Here is a 19,712-nt window from a genome sequence, read left to right as displayed (position 1 = left end):
TTATGCATGACGTCGACCATGACCTGCTCTATGCGACCGCGGAGAGTCAGAGCGGATACTTCACCGCGGGCCAGGCGCTCGAGGCGGGGATGGACCGCAGCACCCTGAGCCATCACGCGCGGCCCGGCGGCCGGTACGAGCGCATCGGTCGCGGCGTCTACCGCCTGCGCCACTTCCCGACGAGCCCGCTCGAACACGTCGTCGCAGCCTGGCTCCCGCTCCGGCCTGCTGGCGGCGTCGTGTCGCACGAGAGCGCACTCGAGCTGTACGACCTGGCTGACGTCATCCCCGACACCGTCCATATCTCGGTCCCACGTACCCAGCGAGGACAGCGCCCGCGCCCCGGAGTGCGACTGCACACCCTGACCCGCCCGCTCACGGGCGAGGAGGTCCGCGAGATGTCCAGCGTGACAGCGACAAGCCCGGAGCGGACGATCGTCGACTGCATCGACGGTGGCACCCAGCCCGAACAGGTCGAGCTCGCGATCCACCAAGCCCTACGTCGGGGCCTGACGACGACGCGCCGGCTGACGGTCGCGGCCGCACTGTCACGTCGAGCCCGTGACCTCGTGGACGCCGTCGGACGTCAGGTCACCCCGTGACCAATTCATGACCTGCAAGGCAATAGGCACAGATCTCTGCAGAGTCTCTTTTGCCCATCACTCCGGCGCCTGTCGGCGCTCCATGCGCTCCACCAGGCCACGGATCTCCTGCTCGTGGTGATGGCGGAGGCGTGTGATCGCCTCTCTGGCCTCCGGGGTTGCCAGCCGCTCGAGACTGTATGTGGCCTTCTTGGCCGACGAGGTGGAGCCGTCGTAGTTCTGGAACTCCGGCCCGGCTCAGGCGAGGAACTCCAAATCGTCGACTACGTCGGCGCCGCCCAGCTCCTCGAGAGAAGCGCGCCGATGTCCTCGTGCGAGAGCGACCGACGACGAAGAGGCTGTTGAAGGCATTCGGAGCGCGTGACGGCCAGCTGCTGCGCCGGGAGCTCCTGACGACGGCCGCCTTGGAGCGCTCGGCCATGGATGTCGAGCTCACCCCATTGATGTCCCACACGCTTGGTCTGGATCGCTCGTCACCGCCCGTCCTTCAGCAGCTGGCACGAGAGCCGCGGCACGCCAGCGAGGTGGCCGCCTGCGGTCTTGCCACGCGTGGGCTCATCCGCTGTACGGTCCGCTGTCACGTACGACCCGTGAGCACTCACCGCGTCCCTCCCCTGGTTCTGCTTGTGCGCCTTCATCTCCGAAGGCGCGACGCGGCCGTCAGGAGGTCACAGTGGGCACAGGCTCGACCTCGACGTCGTGGATGAGGCGATACGTTTCCACCCGTTCCCACAACGACACCACCGTGCTCGAGGAGCACCGCACCCGGGTGCTGGTCGCCGAACCGGGCGCACGGGCGGAGCAGTCCGGTGACGGCTGGTGCCGGGGCCAACGACGCGGGTGCCGAGAGGTCCGTTCGGCTGCAGTCGTCTCTTAGGTGGTTTGCACAGGTGGCCGGGCCAGCACACGTTCGCGGGCGCGATCGCGGATCAGCTCGCGCAGTCTCGCGCGAACTTCGTCGTGGATCGTCGTCGAGGTCTCCACGGCGGTCTCGACGGAGACGACAAGTGAGTAGCGGACCGACTCTCTCGCTCTCAGGCGCTGGGCGTCGTCCATGCACTCCACGTGGATCGGGAAGGTGCTGCCCTCGCCGAACACCATCGCCTTGGTGCCCTGGATGATTTCGTGTTGAAGGCTCCCCCGTCTGACGCTTGCGTGCTCGGCCTCGATCCGATCCCCACCGGCCAGATCCGTGTTGGGCGTCGCGAAGTAGACCTTGACGCCGCGATAGCGCGCCAGTTGGCCGGCGGTGGGCGCCGTGAAGGCGAGGGTGATCGTGAAGCGGTGCCAGTCGGCGCGGGCGCGCAACGACGGCGGGAGCGGGAGCTCGTAGGTGTGACGCTGGTCCCGAGCGATCTGGCCTCCGGCAATGAGCAGCGCGTGGTTTGTCGCACCCGTCCCGAGTCGATCGGTGTCGAGTCGCCCGTAGCCGAGCATCGCGGTGAGCTGACGGCGAGCGGTCTGATTGTCGAGGCCGAGTTCCCGGCGTAGCCGCGCCTCCCATGGACCCCAGCTGCTCGCATGCGCGAGAAGCGCCCGCACGATCAAGGGATGGTAAAGGGCGTCTGGGAACGGGGTGTCGTCCCCGCTTGCTGTTCCGGCTTCAAGAATGTCGAACAGTCGGCTCGCTTCGCGCGTGACTAGCGCCGTGGCGTTGCTGGTCCCAGTCGTGAAGACCGTCGCGTTCGTCGCCCCTGCCCGTCCTGGGGCTGCCACCCGCAATCCCGGTCCAGCGGTAGCGGTTGGTGCGAGAGCGACAGCGACCGAGTCCTTGCCCGGTTCGATGACCGGCCGGGCGTAGAGCGCCCTGCCCCCGCTGTGGTGAACATCCGGCTTCACCGAGCGGTCGACGCCTGGACCTGTTGCGCTGTAGTGGGCAGGCGCGCCGGGTTCGGTGATATCCCAAACGGTGTCCGGTACGTCCATCTCGCCGAGCCCGTCGTCGTGAGTCGCGCCAACCGTCAAGACGTTGAGGGCATCGCCAGGCGGCAAGATGCCCCGGAGCAGGGATGCGCCGTACGCCGCGAGCGTTGCCGCCGAGCGTGCGGAGTCGGCGTCACCTGCGCTTGCTGCGGGGATCACGACGGGGTCGAGGTGGTTGCCCGCGCTGACGACGAACAGCAGGTTGTATGACTGAGCCAGCCAGTCGAGCAGCCGTCCGATCGGGCTCATCCTTCGCACCAGCGACCTGGCCTGCGCCCCGATGGACAAGTTGATGATCCGGACGCTCGGAGCTACGGCATCCCGGTCGCCCTCACGGTCCACGATCCGCTTGATCGCCCGGTGGAGAAGATCGGTCAGCAGCTGGTCCGGGAGTACCTGTTCATGCCCGACGGCGAACTCGTGGGGACGCATGATCGGGCGCACGTACAGCGGCCGGTCGAGCGGTTCCGCACCGGCGGAGAGGTCGCCCTGCACGATGAGCGAGGCCATCGCGGTTCCATGATTGCGTGCCGACACCGGGTAGTCCACGCCCAGATCATCGGGGTCGTCGACGATCAGCCGCCCTGCGAGAGCGTCGTGGTTCTGAAAGGGAAGTCCGTCCAGCAGCGCGACGCGAGGCAACCCCTCCACCCGCTGGCCGGGCGGCAGTCGGATTTGGGCGACGGGGTCGAGCGTCGCTGGCGCAACGCTCATTGGCGTGAACGGGCTGACGAACATGACGTCGTCGGTCGTAAGGAGCCGGATCGACTCTGCTCCGTGGGTCAGGACCGAGCTGACCTGCTGGATGGGTAGCTCGGCCAGGACTGCGTGGTAGCCGATTTGGTCGATCTGGGAGCGATCGAGGATGCGCCCCCCGGTGCCGATGACGACCCGTTCGACATGAGACTCGGCCGCGGCGCGCGCCTCCGCGGCGCGTCGATACCACAGTTCGACCTCGACCTTCACGAGGCTGACCGATTGGCCGACGAGGTCCAGGGTCTCCCGCCAGCGATCCCGCAGTCCGGTCTCACGGATGCGGTCCTCCGGCCCCCACCGGCGGATCGCGGCCAACTGCCCAAACGCGGCCTTGAACTTGTTCAGCCCGTGCTCGAAGGTCACTGACGGGTCCTGCTGCCACAGCCCGAACAAGCGGATCAGCTCGTCGATCGCTCTGGCGTTGGACATCACGAGGTAGAGCGAGTGCTGCACGGGCTTGTCGGTGCGCCCTCGGGTCCGGTCCGTCATGTGGAAGTCGTCATCGGGGTCCGCGGGCTCACCGAGCAGTTCCGACAGGAACTCCAGGCCCTCAATACGGTCGATCGCGTTGCAGAAGTCCTTGACGCTGCCGGCGAGGTCGAACACCACCACCAGGGCGGGATCGACTTCGTCGGGCGAACCGTCGGCGAACCGTGCTCGCTCTCCGTCGAACGCCCCGGCGAGCTCGCGGAACTGCGGTGTGAGTCGCTCTCCCTGCCGCCCGCCGCCAGGCCCCGACAGCCGGGGTAGGTCCCGGCTGGACTGAGTGGGACGGTCAACGACGACCGGCGGACCAAAGGCGAGTAGCGGCCGGGGTTCTCCGGTCATTCCGCCGCCTGATCGCGTCTGTGCTCAAGGCGTTCCTGAACGATCCGCCTCATGTTGCTCTCTGGCAGCTCCAGGATCGCCCGACGTCGCACGTCGAGTGCGAACTCCTCCAGCTCGGCGAAGCTCGCGCCGGCCAACTTGTCGGCCAGAGTGCGCGGAGCGAAGCCTAGGTCGCCGCCCAGTCGACCTGCCAGCCGCTCTAGGAACCGGGCGGCCTGCCCACGGGTAGGAGACTCAAGCTCGGCCCGGATCTGGAAACGCCGCCACGCGGCACGGTCCAGCAGCTCGCTGTGGTTGGTAGCGCCAACGAAGATCACGTGCGCCGGGAGCTTGTCGATCTGGAGCAGCAGCGTCGACACGACTCGCTTGATCTCACCGGTCTCGTGCTCGTCCGACCGCTCCTTCGCGATGGTGTCGAGCTCGTCAAAGAACAACACACAGCGGCGGGTGCGAGCAAACTCGAAGGCCTCGTCGAGCCGTGACGCGGTCTCGCCGAGGAAGCTCGACACAACACCCTCGTAACGGATCACGTAGAACGGCAGCATCAACTCCGAGGCGACGGCCTCCGCAACGCTTGTCTTTCCGTTGCCGGGCGGCCCAGACAGCAGGAGCCGGTTGCGCGGCTCGATGCCATAGCTCCGCAACAGATCTGCGCGCTTCTGTTCCTCGACCAGTTCGGCGATCACCCGCTGCGGAACCGTTGCAAGCTCCAGGTCGTCCAGCCGCCGGTTCGGCACGACTTCCTGCACCAGATCACGGATCGCCTTGGCGCGATCATCCCGGACGACGCCTTGCCCCGTCGTCGTGATGATCTCGGACAGTCGGTCAGCGACGAGATGGTGCTGGTTGGCACGCTCCTCGGCGATGACAGCCTCAACGAGGACACGGAACCGTTCCCGATCACCACGACGTTCCGCATCCACGAGGTCGAGGAGCAGGTCTGCGCGCGCCATGTCCTGCCTCCCTCAGTCGCGTACCGCCATCCGCGGCGACTCTATCGCCGAGCACCCTCTCACGGCCGAGCCTCGCCGAAGCCTTGTCCCTGCGGCGTGCAACGGTGACCGGCAGGGCTGGCCGGTCACGAGCCGGGCCGGTCACGACTTGGGGCCGTGCCGTCGTCCCGCACGTTGACCGCCTCGGCCGGCGCGCCCAGGGGTTGCAGGGCATACGGCCCGTCGACATAAGCCTGCCTAGCGCGGACCGTGGCGCGACAGTTTCATGCCGCTCAGTAGAACGGGCTGGCATGCCGATGCAGCACGTATGACCAGCGCCGACTTCGCCCCTGCCGCCGACAAGACCATGCGGTTGCGCTACGCGGGCACGTGCCGGCTGTGTGGTGCCGAGCTCCGCGCGCGCGAGCTGGGCGTGTACGAACGAGCCACCAAGGCGGTGCGATGCGTGCTGTGCCCGGTGAGCGACGCGCACTCGCCGATCGTGGCCATTCGCGAGGCGCCGCAGCAGGAGACAGCTGCGACCGCGATCGATTCCGGCATCGCGGGAGCCTCGGCGAAGCGAGAGCACGAGCGTCGCTCCTCCAAGCGTGAGGATCGGATCCGGACCGCGCACCCGAAACTTGGAGGCTTGATCCTCGCGCTGTCCGCCGACCCCCAGAGCACTCGGGCATGGAGCACCGGAGCGGTGGGTGAGCAGATGGTGGCCCGCAGCCTGGAGAAGTGGGCCAATGAGCACGTCCGCGTGCTGCACGACCGCCGGATCCCGGGCACGCGGGCAAACATCGATCACATCGCCGTCACGCCCAGCGGCGTCTATGTCATCGACGCGAAGCGCTACAAGGGCCGTCCCGACCTGCGGATCCAGGGCGGCATCCTGCGGCCGCGCACAGCCACCCTCATCGTCGGCGGCCGCGACTGCACCAAGCTCTTGGTCGGCATGCACCAGCAGGTCGACCTCGTGCGCGGAGCACTCGAGCCGAGCCATTCCGACATCCGTGTCCGCGGGATGCTGTGCTTCGTCGACGCGGACTGGCCCCTGATCGGCGGCGCCTTCTCGGTGGACCAGGTCGACGTAGTCTGGCCGAAGAAGGCCGCCCAGATCCTCAACGGCGTTGGGCCCCTCAACGGGGAGCAGGTCGCCGCCCTCCATCAGCGCCTGGCCACCGCGTTCCCCGTCGCGTAGACCGCCGTCGCCGAACGCGCCACTACGCGACGGGAGGCTCGGCCACACCGCTCGGCGTCTCGTCTGGCGCGAGGGTTGACGCGTCGATCTCGAGCGGCAACTGCAGTCGAAGCGAGCCGAGGCGCGACGCCTGCTCGATGAGCACCATCCGCAGATTGGGCTCCGGCGATAGACCCTGTCTTCGCAAACCAAAAGAGTCAGCCCCCAGTGGCATGCCATAACGTGCCATAAGGGGGTTCAGATCGAGTCCTCTCAGTGCATCTCCGTGTAGGCTCGCAAGCGTCTGACCAGCACTTTTATCAGGTCACCAGGGTCTGGAAACCAGACAGAGTCGGATTCCCAAGCTGATAGCGCGGGTTCGATTCCCGTCACCCGCTCCAGAGCTGGTTCCGGTTTCTGGGCCGTCGTGGTTCCGGTTTCTCCGGCAGACCGCCTGAACCGGCCGTCTGCCGCCCTCGATCCTCGCCCCTCGCGGTCAGATCCCCCTTGGCACCGGCATACGGCAGGTCGTGAGACTGCCTGAAGGTGAGCGAAGCCTGTGTCCGGGTACGCCGAGCAGCCTCACGTCCAGTGTGGACGTGAGGCTGCGGGTCAGCCGTGGCAGTGGGTGGGTGGTGGATGCTCGCTGAGTGCTACGTGCGCAGGGGACTCGGTGTTCGCGGTCTCCTTGTGCCCGGCCTGCTTCGCTGAGGCTTCGCGACCCTGCTCGGGGGCGCGGTCGGCGCCGAGCGGTGCGTCGTCGTGGTCGCGTTCGTGCTCGCGGAGCACTCGACCTCGGCGCTGCTGCGTGCGACGAGGCCCGCACGCGTCGCCTCGAACTTGCGCAGGCGCCGGCGGTGCCCGGGCTCGTCGGCCTGCTTGGCACGCCACGCCCGCACGATCCGGCGGTTGATGCCGGCAATGAGGAACGCGAGGGCGAACTTACGTTTGGCCAGTCCCATGAGCTTGGTGTACGCGCGATTCAGGGTGGCGTACTTGTCCTTGATGAGCGAGTTCCCTGTCTCGACGAGGACACGCGGGCCATAGGCCATCGTCCAGGCCGTGGTCTGGAAGAGGAGCGCCTGCGCCTGGGCGAGCTTGAGGAACTCCGGTGCGGCGGTGACGATCCCGCTGCAGCACTTGTCGACTCCGTCGGGCAGCGTCACCAGGGGTGCGCTCTTCGATGCCTTTCCCTGCGGCAGGTTGGTGGCCCGCAGGCGCCCAGCGTGGAACGGGCAGATCAAGCGGACGAAGCCATCTGCGTCAGGCAGCCCGTGGTGAGAGAACCGCCAGCGAGCCCGCTCGTCGTAGAGGGAACGCAGCCGGACGCGCTCGTCCCAGGTGTCGTTGCGGCCCTCGCGTGGCAGGTCCCGCAGGTGGGACGGTGTGTGCTTGCTGAACGGGGCACCGTCGAGCCAGTCGATGTCGACCATCACCTGAATCTGCTCGCGCTGTGCGGTTGTCAGGTCGAAGGTCGGCTGGATCCCCGCCATCCACAGGGGTCCGTGGGCGTTCTCGTAGGCGAGTAAGGAGTAGCCGCGGTCCCAGACCACGGCGCTCAAGGAGGTTCCCGCACGGTCCGGTGTCGCGCGCTGTCCGGCGTCCGGAACCCGCTCCGCGAGCAGCATTGGGACCGCCGCGTGACCGCGATGTGCCCCCGCCTCCGTCAGGCGTAGAGCGGTGATGACGTTGGGCACCTCTGGGCCGAACGTCAGCTCGCCAGGGCGGCCACGGTAGGTGAAGTCGCGGGTCTGAACCGAGAGGTGCCCCTCGTAGCCGTTGTACATCCCGGCGTTGTGCTGGTTGTTCGCGCTGCGATGCCCAGCCCGGGCGCCAGAGTCGTTGGTGTAGATCCCGCGACCGTCCGGCCCTAGCGGAACCCGTCCCTTCAGCCGTGCGCGAGTCTTGGCCAGCGTCTTGGCGTGCTCCTCGAGCGGTGTATCGGTGTCCGGCGGTGTCGCACCGTCGTACTCGGCGTCAGGCTGAACGAAAGTCCCGCAGGTCTCCCAGTCCGTCCCGTCGACGGCACGCGTGCGGCTGCGCGGCAGGTCCGCGGGGATGGAACCCTGGGCGAGGGCGTCGCACCACCAGTCCAGGTCGACATGCACCTTCGAGCCCTTGATCGCGAAGTCAAAGCCTTCTTCCAGGGCCTCGTGGATCCGCGTGGTCTTGTCCCAGATCCGGGCGTAAGCCCGGTGAGGGGGCAACCGACTCATGCCCAGGGCTGCTAGCTGGGTGTCGGAGCACGCGACGATCTGCGAAGCGACGTCGGTGTGCTCGGCGCGCGATCCCTCCTGGAAGGCGTTGAGCGTCCAGGCCACCAGGACGGCTCGAGCCGGTACGGAGCCGGGTCGGCCCTTACCCTCCCCGATCGCTTCGCGCAGGGCGGCGTGGAACTCGGGACCGAGCCAGTCGATGAGGTCGCAGGCGTCAGCGAACTCCGCATCCGTCGGCTGCCTTTCCTGAGTGACGTCGATGGGCGCCCGCCGACGTGGAGCCTTCGGAAGCTTCACGCTGTCACTCATCGGGTCACCACACCAGCACCGCGCAGCATCGCCCGGGCCGCCGCAACACACCTGGCCGGCGAGGGGTCCAGGGGCGGCACGAACTCGGCCATGTCGCTGATCGGAGTCATCGACTCCAATCCGGCCGCCGCCATGAGCTCGGGCACCCGGGTTCCCATAGTCAGGTGGGTGACGATCCACGTCGAACGCAACCGCCCCAGCTCGAGCTGCGGCCCGCCGGGATCGACCCGCACACGGGCGACAGCGTCGCTCGCCGCTCCCTTGTGGGTCGCCGTGCCACCGAACAGGAGCCCTCCCTCGGGGGTCTGGGCGACCAGTGCCCGCAGACGAGCCTCGTAGGCATGCAGCACCGGGACCGCGCGGCCCGGCACCTGGACGACCAACCCGTCGGCGCCGAGGTCCTGCACGTGCTCGGGGCTCACACGGGCCGACCAACGCCCGTCCAGACCCGCGCCCAGGCCCAGAACAAGGAACGCCTCCCCATTACGGCGTGCGAGCCCGGCGTTCCGGGCGATCTGGTCCTCGAGCAACCCGAGCTCGGTGAGGCAGTAGGGCAAGGAGAAGTAGCGGTGGCGGCGCTCGCTGGCCATCGGCCAACCACCCCGCGGATTCAACGCCTGCGCCACCCTGCGCGCGCTACCGACCTGACTCGCGACGGACGACCTGCCCGCGGCGTCGGCCAGCCTGCGGTCGCCTGCCGACAGGTTCTTGAGACGGGCGCGCAGCGCCGCTGTCAACGCCTCGTCGAACTGCTGGACGGTCCAGTGCGTCAGCACCGCTGACGCCGAGATTGTCGTGCCCTGCTCGGCCGCGAACAGCACCAGTTCAACGACGGTTCGCGTCAGCACCCGGGCCGTGAACACACTGACCGGCCCGTGGGCCTCGACGTAGCGCCCGACCATGTCGCGGACGAAGGCCGAGACCCCTTCCCATCCCTCGAAGCCCCGCGGCTCCGACGGCGTGGAACGCCACGAGGAGCCACGCGGCTCGTAGGCCGCCAACCACGAGACGATGTCGCACATGGGCGCCTCGCGCGGCTGCACGGCGGTGGAGCCGAGACCCACACGATCGGCGCCGGCGCCGCTGCGGACCACGCGCGCCCTGCGGTTGCTCACCACCCGCCCCTTGGGGTGAGTCGAGCCGCGGGAGGACATTGACCTACTCGTGTTCGTTGCCATACGGCGTCACCGTGTGCAGCGTGCGGAGCGAGGCAACGGCCGCACGCACCCACCTCGCGGCTTGAGGCCGACCGGTCATCCACGAGCACAGGGACCCACCTCCGGCAGCGGAACCCACGTCCCGCAACGCCGAGACCGTGCCCACGTCGGTCCGTCTGACAGTGGCCTGTGCCCTTCCCTTGCGCTCGGTGCAGAGGCGCCAAGGAGTGCCTCTGAGCGCTCGAGCGCTCCGCGTCACCAGGTGGCACCCAGTCACCCAGGGGCGTCCACGACCCGGGAGGGTCGCATGTCCACAACCCATCACCACCGCTCCAACGCCAGCGACGCACGTCAGCGCGCACACCAGCGCGACCTGTTGCACCTGCTGGCCAACCGCGACCTGCTCGTTCGGACCATCCGCGACGCGCCCCTCACCGACGACGAGGATGCCGTCGGGTACCTGCACCTACTCGCCGCGGTCGAGGCGGAGATCGAGGAACACTTCCCCGACATCTACGCCCGCGAGCTACCCCACTGGCTCCTCGCCGAGGCGGGCATGGCTACGGAGACAGCCCTACCCCGGTGCCGGCTGTGCCGCGAAGCACGACGACGCAGAAGCACCGCCCGCGCCTGACCCACGGCTGCCGCCGCCCGAACCGGGTGGCGGCAGCCGCCCGGCTCTGACGGTGGACTTCACTACGCTGCTCTGAGACGTGCGTCCGATGACGGACCTGCCCTCAGCAAGGAGCACCGCCCGGTGAACAGCAGCACCCATTCCAAGATCGTCTCGTTCATCTGGGGCATCGCCGACGACGTGCTGCGCGATCTGTACGTGCGGGGCAAGTACCGCGACGTCATCCTTCCCTTCACCGTGCTGCGGCGACTGGACAGCGTCTTGGAGCCGACGAAGAAGGCCGTCCTGACGATGAAGTCCGCGCTGGACACCAGCGGCATCGACAACCAGGACGCCGCCCTGCGCCAGGCAGCCGAGCAGGACTTCTACAACACCTCGCCGTTCACCCTGCGCGACCTGCGAGCAGCCCGGTCTCAGGCCCAGCTCCGGGCCGACTTCGAGGCGTACCTGGACGGCTTCTCCCCGAACGTCCAGGAGATCCTCGACAACTTCGAGTTCCGCAACCAGATCCCGCGCCTGACCAAGGCCGACGGCTTGGGCGCACTCATCGAGAAGTTCCTCGATCCCTCCCTGGACGTCTCCCCGCGCACCGCAGCCAACCCCGGCGGGCTGGACAACCACGGCATGGGCTCGGTCTTCGAGGAACTGGTGCGCCGGTTCAACGAGGAGAACAACGAGGAGGCCGGCGAGCACTGGACTCCGCGTGACGCGGTACGCCTGATGACTCGGCTGATGTTCGAGCCGATCGCCGACCAGATCCCCTCGGGCACCTACCTGCTGTACGACGGCGCGATGGGCACCGGCGGCATGCTCACCGTGGCCGAGGAGACCCTCGAAGGGCTCACCGCGAAGCGTGGCACCCAGGTCTCCACCCACCTGTACGGCCAGGAGATCAACGCCGAGACCTACGCCATCGCCAAGGCCGACCTCATTCTCAAGGGCAAGGGGAAGGCCGCTGACGACGTCGTCGGCGGGCCAGAGTGGTCAACCCTGTCGAACGACGCCTACCCGAGCATGGAGTTCGACTTCATGCTCTCCAACCCCCCGTACGGCAAGTCCTGGAAGACCGACCTGGACCGCATGGGCGGCAAGACCGGCATCCGCGACCCCCGCTTCATCGTCACCCACGACGGCGACCCCGAGTACTCATTGCTCACCCGATCCAGCGACGGCCAGCTGCTCTTCCTGGCCAACCTGGTCTCGAAGATGAAGCACAAGACCCCGCTCGGCAGCCGCATCGCCGAGGTCCACAACGGCTCGTCGCTGTTCACCGGCGACGCCGGCCAGGGCGAGTCCAACATCCGCCGCTGGATCATCGAGAACGACTGGCTCGAGGCCATCGTCGCTCTGCCGTTGAACATGTTTTACAACACCGGCATCGCCACCTACGTCTGGGTCCTGACCAACCGGAAGCCCGAGAACCGCAAGGGCAAGGTCCAGCTCATCGACGCGAGCGGCTGGTCCACCCCACTGCGCAAGAACCTCGGCAAGAAGAACTGCGAGCTGTCCACTGCGGACATCGACCGCGTGCTCGCGAGCTTCCTATCCTTCGACGGCGCGGACGACGAAGAGCACTCCAAGGTCTTCGACAACGCCGACTTCGGGTACTCCAAGGTGGTCGTCGAGCGACCGCTCCGGCTCGCCGGCGTGGATGCCAGCCGGGTCTACACCGCCGCCGATATCCGCAAGCTCAAGGAGTCCGCTGAGCCCGACGAGACGGCGCCCCCGGTCGTCAAGAAGCTCCACCGGGCCGGGACGCCCGCCGACCCGTTGCTCGGCCGCTTTGCGGCGCTGGTCGACGGGCAGACTCGGGTGGTCGAGTACGAGCCCGACACGGACCTGCGCGACACAGAGCAGATCCCCCTCACCGAACCCGCAGGTGAGTGGCGCGACGGCATTGAGGCGTTCGTCCGACGCGAGGTGCTGCCCTACGCCCCGGACGCGTGGGTCGACGAGACCAAGACGAAGATCGGCTACGAGATCAGCTTCACCAAGCACTTCTACAAGCCAACACCGCTCCGGACACTGGACGAGATCAGGGCCGACATCCGCGCCCTCGAAGCCGAGACCGACACCCTGCTCAGCGAGATCGTCGGCTGATGTTCATCGACCTCAAGCCGTATGACGCATACAGCCCGCTCGGCCGATCTGGACTCGTCGAGGCACCACGGGGTTGGAAGGTCAAGCCCATGCGAACGATCCTGCGGCCACGCTCAGAGCGCAACGGGTCCGACCTTCCGCTTCTGTCTGTGGCACGCGAACGGGGTGTGTTCGTCCGGACGGCCGGTGACGACAACCACAACGCAATTCCCGAGGACCTCACGAACTACAAGGTTGCGCGCGCTGGCGACTTGGTGATCAACAAGATGAAGGCATGGCAGGGCTCTCTTGGCCTTGCCCCGTGCGACGGATTGGTGAGCCCTGCGTACTTTGTGTACGGAGTGGACTTCGATGATCGCTACTACCTCCAGGCCCTTCTCCGCAGCCGCCGCTATGTAGACCTGTTCGCTGCTGCATCGGACGGCGTTCGGATCGGGCAGTGGGACCTCTCGATCAACCGATTCCGCGGTCTACCCGTTCTCATCCCGAGCAGCGACGAGCAGGCGGCGATCGTCAAGTACCTCTCTTACGCCCACCACCGCATCGACCGCGCAATCGCCGCCAAACGCAAGCTCATCGCCCTGCTCGACGAGCAGAAGAAGTCCATCATCAACCACGCCGTCACCCGCGGCCTCGACCCGACAGTCCCCCTCCAGGACTCGGGCGTCCCCTCCCTTGGCCACATCCCGGAAGCGTGGTCACTCACGACCGTTGGACGTCTGCAGGTTCTTGTCACATCTGGGTCTCGCGGCTGGAGCGAGCACTACAGCGACACCGGACCACTCTTCATCCAGAGTGGCAACCTCGGGCGCGACATCTCCCTCAACTTCGCGCGCACGCAGCGCGTGGACCTGCCGCCCGCCGCTGAAGGTGTGCGGACCGCGGTACGCGAGGACGATGTCCTTGTTTGCATTACCGGCGCCCTAACGGGCAACGTCGTCCACGTTCGCGGAGCTCTCGGTGAGCCCGCGTACGTGAACCAGCACGTCGCCCTGATCAGGCTCCATCCCCATGTGGCTCATGCTCGTTTCGTCGCATACGTCATGCACTCCGTCAGTGGGCAGCAGCAGTTTGGCGCAGCTGAGTACGGCGGCACCAAGCAGGGGCTCGGCCTCGCGGACGTCAAGAGGGTCGCGATTCCCATGCCTTCACTGGACGAACAGCACGCAATCGTCGCGCACATTGACCGGGAGACCGGCACTGTCGGCGCTGCGATCTACCGCTGCCGCCGCGAGATCGACCTGCTCCGCGAGTTCCGCACCCGTCTCAGCTCGGACGTCGTGACCGGGCAGTTCGATGTCCGGCAGATCGCTGCGATGCTCCCGGACCTGGATCCAACGGAGCTCGCGGCCGATGTCGGAACCACCGAGGATGATCTTGTCGATGAGACATCGGGGCTCTTGGAGGATGTCGACGCGTGAGCGAGCCTGGACCGGTGCGCAAGGTCAGGGGGCCGATCGTGGCGGAGCGGTACACCGACTGGGATGCTCACCGTCGCGATCTGAAGTCCGTGCGCGCAACGGCCGATGAGACTAGTGACCTTGATGCGTTGCTCGAGGTCGAGCGGCACCTGAGTCAGGGGGAGCAGGGCGATGGTCACCAGCCTCAATGAGGAGAGCCTCGAAGCACTGATCGTCGCCCAGATGACCGGCGACACTGCTAGTGATGCGGTGCGGTGGGTCAAGGGCGACCCGGGCGACTATGACCGTGCGCACGCAGTCGACCTCACTCAGCTCACGGCGTTCCTGGAGGCCACCCAGCCCAGCACCGCCGAGGCCCTCGACCTAGGGCAGGACTCGACCACCCGGCGGGCATTCCTGGCCCGGCTCCAGGGCGAAGTGACCAAGCACGGTGGGGTGGCCGCCCTACGCAACGGCATCCAGCACGGCCCGCACACGGTCGACCTGTACTACCCGACGCCCACCCCGGGGAACACGCGCGCAGCGGACCGGTTCGCTCTCAACCGGTTCACCATCACCCGCCAACTGCGCTACAGCCCGACCGACACCGGCAGGGCCCTGGACCTGGCGGTGTTCGTCAACGGACTACCCCTGCTGACGTTCGAGTTGAAGAACTCCATCACCAAGCAGACAGTCGAGGAGGCAGTCGAGCAGTACAAGCGCGACCGCGACCCGCGAGAGCTGCTTTTCGCGTTCGGCCGCTGCATGGCACACCTCGCCGTTGATGACCACCGGGCGCGGTTCTGCACGCGCCTGGCGGGCAAGGCGTCGTGGTTCCTGCCCTTCGACCAGGGCTTCAACGACGGTGCCGGCAATCCGCCCAACCCCGACGGCCTCGCCACCGACTACCTTTGGCGGCGCATCCTCGCGCCGGATTCACTGTCGAACATCATCGAGAACTACGCCCAGATCGTCACGGTCAAGAACCCGCAGACCGGCAAGAAGACCAGTGCCCAGATCTTCCCGCGCTACCACCAGCTCGATGTTGTGCGGCGGCTGTTGGCAGACGTGGAGACCAACGGTGCGGGGCAGCGGTACCTGATCGAGCACTCGGCTGGCAGCGGCAAGTCGAACTCGATCGCGTGGCTCGCCCATCAGCTCACCACCGCTCGCCACGAGGGTGGGGCTGCGTTCGACTCGGTGATCGTCGTGACCGACCGCAAGATCCTCGACCGGCAGATCGAGGCCACCATCAAGGGCTTCACCCAGGTGGGGTCCACCGTCGTGCACGCTGACCGGTCCGCCGACCTGCGCACCGCGATCGAGGCGGGCAAGAAGGTCATCGTCACCACGGTGCAGAAGTTCCCCTACATCGTGGCCAACCTCGGCACCGCTCACCGGGACCGCCGCTTCGCGATCATCATCGACGAGGCCCACTCCAGCCAGGGCGGCAAGGCCACCGCGGCGCTGGCCACGTCCCTGTCCGCAGCGGGGCTGCCCGTGGTGGAGGGTGAGGAAGTCGAGGACCAGCTCAACCGGCTCATGGCGGCGAAGAAGATGCCGGCCAACGCCTCGTACTTCGCGTTCACCGCCACCCCGAAGAACAAGACCCTGGAGACCTTCGGAGAGCCGTTCCCGCAGCCCGACGGGCAGACGGGGCACCGTCCGTTCCACGCCTACACGATGAAGCAGGCCATCGGCGAGGGCTTCATCCTCGACGTCCTGGCCAACTACGTCCCGGTCGACAGCTACTACAAGCTCATCAAGACCGTCGAGGACGACCCCGAGTTCGACGCGAGCCGCGCCTCCAAGAAGCTGCGCCATTACGTCGAGTCCAACCGCCACGCGATCCGCCTCAAGGCCGAGATCATGGTCGATCACTTCCACACCCAGGTCCTGGCCAAGCAGAAGATCAAGGGCCAGGCACGGGCGATGGTCGTGACCTCGAGCATCGACCGGGCGATCGACTACTACGAAGCGATCAGCGCCTACCTGACCGAACGCAAGAGCCCCTACCGGGCGATCGTGGCGTTTTCCGACACCGAACGCGACGGCGTCAAAGTCACCGAGTCCGACTACAACGGCTTCCCCAGCAAGGAGATCCCCGACCGGATCCGCGAAGACCCCTACCGGATCCTGGTCTGCGCGGACAAGTTCCAGACCGGCTACGACGAGCCGCTGCTGCACACCATGTACGTGGACAAGACTCTCTCCGGGGTCAAGGCCGTGCAGACTCTCTCGCGGCTCAACCGCGCCCACCCCGACAAGCGCGACGTAGCGATCCTGGACTTTGCCAACGATGCCGACGCGATCGAGGTGTCCTTCGCGCCCTACTACCGCACCACCGTCCTGGCCGAGGAGACCGACCCGAACAAGCTCCACGACCTGGCGGGCGAGCTGCGCGTGTCGGGCGTGTTCACCCCTGAGCACGTCGACACCTTCGTCGAGAGGTACCTGGCCGGGGTGGACCGCGACCAACTCGACCCGCTGCTGGACGCGTGTGCCGCCGAGTACATCGAGCACCTCGACGAGGACGACCAGATCGCCTTCAAGGGCTCAGCGAAGGCGTTCCTTCGAACCTACGGGTTCCTCTCAGCGATCCTGCCGTACTCCAACGTCGAGTGGGAGAAGCTGTCGATCTTCCTGGACCACCTCGTGCCCAAGCTCCCCGCCCCCAAGGAGGACGACCTCGCCGCCGGGATCCTGGAGACCGTCGACATGGACTCCTACCGGGTGGAGAAGCGCACCACCATGGCCATCGCCCTGGCCGACGAAGACGGCGAGCTCGACCCAGTCCCGGCCGCCGGCGGCGGCATGAAGCCCGACCCCGACCTCGAGCGGCTCTCGCTGATCCTGGCGTCCTTCAACGACCAGTTCGGCAACATCGAGTGGGACGACGCCGACCGCGTCCGCAAGCGCATCACCGAGGAGATCCCCGCCAGAGTCGCCGAAGACGTCGCCTACCAGAACGCCCAGAAGAACAATGACCCGGTCAACGCCCGGATCGAGCTCGACAAGGCCCTCGGGCGCGTCGTGCTGTCGATGATGCGAGACGAGACCCAGCTGTTCAAGCAGTTCAGTGACAACGACAGCTTCCGCGCCTGGCTGGCGGATGCTGTGTTCCGCCAGACGTACGGAAAGAGCGCATGACCAGCGCGGCGCGGATCGGATCACGGCTGTGACGCGCGAAGTTGCGCCTGAGGTGCCGTCCGAACGCGGCCTCTCCCGGGCACCCCAAGGAGACTCGGCACCCGCGGCGATCTTCGACGTAGACGGGACACTCTGCGATGTGCGACCGATACGCAAGTACGTTGTTTCCCCAGACAACGAGCCAGGCTTCAAGCGGGACTTCCAACGCTTCCACAGCGAGTCTCTCCACTGCGATCCATACCCGAAGGTCGTGAGAGCGGCATCACTACTCCACGACGCGGGTCTCAGGATTCTCATTGTCAGCGGCAGGGAGAACCGCTTTTCCGAACTGACTCAGCAGTGGCTGAAAGCATGGCGCGTCCCCTTCGATCGCCTGTATTTTCGCCCAGACAAGGACTACCGGCCCGACCGCGAGACCAAATGGGAGATCGGTACCCAGATCTGGAAGGAGTACACCCCGTTGGTGGCGTTTGACGACCGGGACGGCATCATCAACGTGTGGCAACAGCTCGGGATCGCCACCATCAAGGTGGGCGAGGGCGGCGACCTGGGCCGCCTGGCCAATAGTGCTCCCTCAGCCGCGAAACAAGTCGCCGAACTCCTGGCCGGGGAGATGTGGACGTGATGACCTCCACCGGTGGCGATGGACTGGGCGGTAGGAGCGCGCCACGGACACCCGGAGACGAAGCACCCCGGGACTCGCGACCTGACGCGCTCAAAGTAGCCTCGATCACGCTGGACGGATTCCGCGGAGTGCCAGGCCAGCTCAAGGTCAATTTCGCCGGGCGCAACGGACAACCCCAGTCCGCCATCGTGTTTGGTGAAAACGGCTCCGGGAAGTCCTCCATCGTCGACGCCGTCGAGTGGGCCTGCCAGGGCAAGGTCGGGCGCGCGGCGGTCACTGGTGGCTCGGGCCCACTCCTGCTCAACGTCAAGGCCGGCAGCTGCAGCGTCGAGGCGGTCCTCGCCGACGACATCCACCTCCACCGGCGGCTACTGCCCGCCGAGGACGGAGCGTTCCGAGTCGAGGGAACGTCGACGCCGGAGTCGCTTCGCGGCGCTCCGATGTCGCTCAAGCGGTCAGACATCCTTCGCTTCCTAGACAGTCCCGCCATACGCAGAGGCACGCTGTTCTTTGACCACGCCCTTGACGGAGGCGCCGCCGCCGTCCCCCAGCACCTCAACGCGGCGCAGGAGGCCCTCGAGGAAGATCGGCACCAGATCAAGGTGCGGCTTAGGGAGGCCGGTGCACGCCTTGCCGGGCGCCTCGAGGTCGAGCCGCCGCCGCGCGACAGCGAGGCGATCATGCTCATGATCAAGAATGAGGTCTACCTGGGCCTAGGCAACCACGACTGGGGACGGATCACCGTTCCGCGTGACGTGAGGCAACACCTCGACGAAATTGACGCGATCCGCCGAGAGATGAAGGCTGCGAACCATAGGGCCAAGGTGCTCGGGCTCAGTCCTGGCGCGGCGGAGGCCCTGCGGAGGATGCAGCTGTTCCTCGGCGATGTAAGCGAGTGGATGACGACCGCGTTCCGGAGCGTGACGGGCGCCTCCCACGTGGACGCCATCACCGTGCAGTTCGGTCGTCTGAGCGAAGTCAGCCTAGAGGTCGAGGTCGCCCTATCGAACGGATCGGTAGCGACGCCGCGGCAGGTGTTCAGCGAGGGCTACCAGGACCTGGTCGCATTGCTCTACTTCCTTGCGGTGAGCCGTGCCGCCGGCCAGCGAGGCCAGTCACCCGTGCTCATCCTGGACGACGTACTGCAAAGCGTTGACGCCAGCATTCGCGTGGCGCTCATGGATCTAGTCGTCCGCGAGTTCCGGGGCTGGCAGCTCCTGGTCACCGTGCACGATCGCATGTGGCGCACGCAACTGCGGGACATATTTCAGCGAGCCGGACACCCCGTCACTGAGATCGACATCCGCCGCTGGGAGTTCGCCGACGGTCCACACATCGCTGCCGCATCCAGTGGAAGCGGCGACATCGACCAGCCCTTATGGGTTGCCCTAGGCGCCGGTGACCCTGCGACCGTCTGCGGCGTCGCTGGGCGCTTGCTGGAGCAGATCTGCGACCGCATGAGCTGGACGATTCCGATTAGTGTCCAGCGTAAGCGCGGCGACGCGTACACCCTCGGCGACCTGTGGCCCGGCACAGTCAAGGAGATGAAGGGCACGACGGCAGCGTCAGCGTTCGCGGAGGTTGACAGGTGGCTGCACCTCCGGAATGCCCTCGGTGCTCATTACAACGAGTGGGCCGAGAGCGCGACGTGGAGTGAGGCAGAGGCGTTCGGGCTCGGGGTCTTGGACATCGCTGCGCGAATGCACTGCGGCCGCTGCAAGGCATGGGTTGAACGTCGAGGTATCAGGAGCTACCAGTGCCGGTGCGGTGAAACGTCGGTCGTGCCGACCTGAAAGTGTGAGTTGTCCTGCCCCCGCGTGTCGCCTCGGCTACCACCTCGAAGATCGATCCCGGGTCGTCACCGAGGGTCCGGCTGGCGTCAGCCCGCACCCTGGCC

General features: G+C 67.0%; 14 protein-coding genes. 9 read left to right on the top strand and 5 right to left on the bottom strand.

All coding sequences use genetic code 11. The features are described from left to right. The first annotated feature begins 2 nt into the window (after positions 1–2). Entirely contained in the window at positions 3–602 is a 600-nt protein-coding gene (locus tag M1R94_RS12095; RefSeq protein WP_249381954.1) for a type IV toxin-antitoxin system AbiEi family antitoxin domain-containing protein, read from the top strand. Between the two features lie 873 nt (positions 603–1,475). Here the strand turns inward: M1R94_RS12095 and M1R94_RS12090 are convergent. Together M1R94_RS12090 and M1R94_RS12085 are read right to left on the bottom strand one after the other, a co-directional pair. Next, positions 1,476–4,109 (bottom strand): S8 family peptidase, encoded by a 2,634-nt coding sequence (locus M1R94_RS12090; protein WP_249381953.1) that lies wholly within the window; start codon positions 4,107–4,109, stop codon positions 1,476–1,478. Continuing rightward, positions 4,106–5,062, bottom strand: a complete 957-nt coding sequence (locus tag M1R94_RS12085) for an AAA family ATPase (protein WP_249381952.1) — start codon at positions 5,060–5,062, stop codon at positions 4,106–4,108. Before M1R94_RS12085 ends, M1R94_RS12090 begins: the two co-directional genes overlap by 4 nt. A 307-nt stretch (positions 5,063–5,369) precedes the next feature. Between M1R94_RS12085 and M1R94_RS12080 the strand changes: the two genes are divergently transcribed. Then, positions 5,370–6,245, top strand: a complete 876-nt coding sequence (locus M1R94_RS12080; RefSeq protein WP_249381951.1) for a nuclease-related domain-containing protein — start codon at positions 5,370–5,372, stop codon at positions 6,243–6,245. Positions 6,246–6,267: 22 nt separating this feature from the next. Here the strand turns inward: M1R94_RS12080 and M1R94_RS20410 are convergent, their stop codons facing one another. The 3 genes from M1R94_RS20410 to M1R94_RS12070 all read right to left on the bottom strand — a co-directional run bounded on the left by M1R94_RS20410 (position 6,268) and on the right by M1R94_RS12070 (position 9,864). Then, a complete protein-coding gene (locus tag M1R94_RS20410; RefSeq protein WP_283253295.1) occupies positions 6,268–6,393 on the bottom strand; it encodes a hypothetical protein in 126 nt (41 codons plus the stop codon). Positions 6,394–6,877: 484 nt separating this feature from the next. Then, positions 6,878–8,737: a hypothetical protein gene (locus M1R94_RS12075; protein ID WP_249381950.1), complete on the bottom strand. Its 1,860-nt coding sequence runs from the start codon at positions 8,735–8,737 to the stop codon at positions 6,878–6,880. An 8-nt stretch (positions 8,738–8,745) separates the two neighbouring features. Further along, positions 8,746–9,864 carry a hypothetical protein gene (locus tag M1R94_RS12070; protein WP_249381949.1) on the bottom strand — a complete coding sequence of 373 codons (1,119 nt, stop codon included), beginning with the start codon at positions 9,862–9,864 and terminating at the stop codon, positions 8,746–8,748. A 349-nt stretch (positions 9,865–10,213) separates the two neighbouring features. Between M1R94_RS12070 and M1R94_RS12065 the strand changes: the two genes are divergently transcribed. From M1R94_RS12065 to M1R94_RS12035, 7 genes are all read left to right on the top strand, one after another. After that, positions 10,214–10,540 (top strand): hypothetical protein, encoded by a 327-nt coding sequence (locus M1R94_RS12065; protein ID WP_249381948.1) that lies wholly within the window; start codon positions 10,214–10,216, stop codon positions 10,538–10,540. A 123-nt stretch (positions 10,541–10,663) separates the two neighbouring features. Further along, a complete protein-coding gene (locus M1R94_RS12060; RefSeq protein ID WP_249381947.1) occupies positions 10,664–12,640 on the top strand; it encodes a type I restriction-modification system subunit M in 1,977 nt (658 codons plus the stop codon). After that, positions 12,640–14,061 carry a restriction endonuclease subunit S domain-containing protein gene (locus tag M1R94_RS12055; protein ID WP_249381946.1) on the top strand — a complete coding sequence of 474 codons (1,422 nt, stop codon included), beginning with the start codon at positions 12,640–12,642 and terminating at the stop codon, positions 14,059–14,061. The genes M1R94_RS12060 and M1R94_RS12055 overlap by 1 nt, the downstream gene beginning before the upstream one ends. Next, positions 14,058–14,252 carry a hypothetical protein gene (locus tag M1R94_RS12050; protein ID WP_249381945.1) on the top strand — a complete coding sequence of 65 codons (195 nt, stop codon included), beginning with the start codon at positions 14,058–14,060 and terminating at the stop codon, positions 14,250–14,252. The genes M1R94_RS12055 and M1R94_RS12050 overlap by 4 nt, the downstream gene beginning before the upstream one ends. After that, positions 14,233–17,190 carry a type I restriction endonuclease subunit R gene (locus tag M1R94_RS12045; RefSeq protein ID WP_249381944.1) on the top strand — a complete coding sequence of 986 codons (2,958 nt, stop codon included), beginning with the start codon at positions 14,233–14,235 and terminating at the stop codon, positions 17,188–17,190. Before M1R94_RS12050 ends, M1R94_RS12045 begins: the two co-directional genes overlap by 20 nt. Next, positions 17,153–17,815, top strand: a complete 663-nt coding sequence (locus M1R94_RS20990; RefSeq protein WP_465245963.1) for a phosphatase domain-containing protein — start codon at positions 17,153–17,155, stop codon at positions 17,813–17,815. Before M1R94_RS12045 ends, M1R94_RS20990 begins: the two co-directional genes overlap by 38 nt. Then, complete coding sequence (locus M1R94_RS12035; protein ID WP_249381942.1) at positions 17,815–19,608, top strand: AAA family ATPase; 1,794 nt, start codon at positions 17,815–17,817, stop codon at positions 19,606–19,608. The genes M1R94_RS20990 and M1R94_RS12035 overlap by 1 nt, the downstream gene beginning before the upstream one ends. Positions 19,609–19,712: the final 104 nt, after the last annotated feature.

This window comes from Actinotalea alkalitolerans, assembly GCF_023369855.1.
Lineage (GTDB): Bacteria > Actinomycetota > Actinomycetes > Actinomycetales > Cellulomonadaceae > Actinotalea.
Note: the sequence above shows the minus strand (reverse complement) of the source record. Positions and strands in the feature narration are given on the sequence as shown.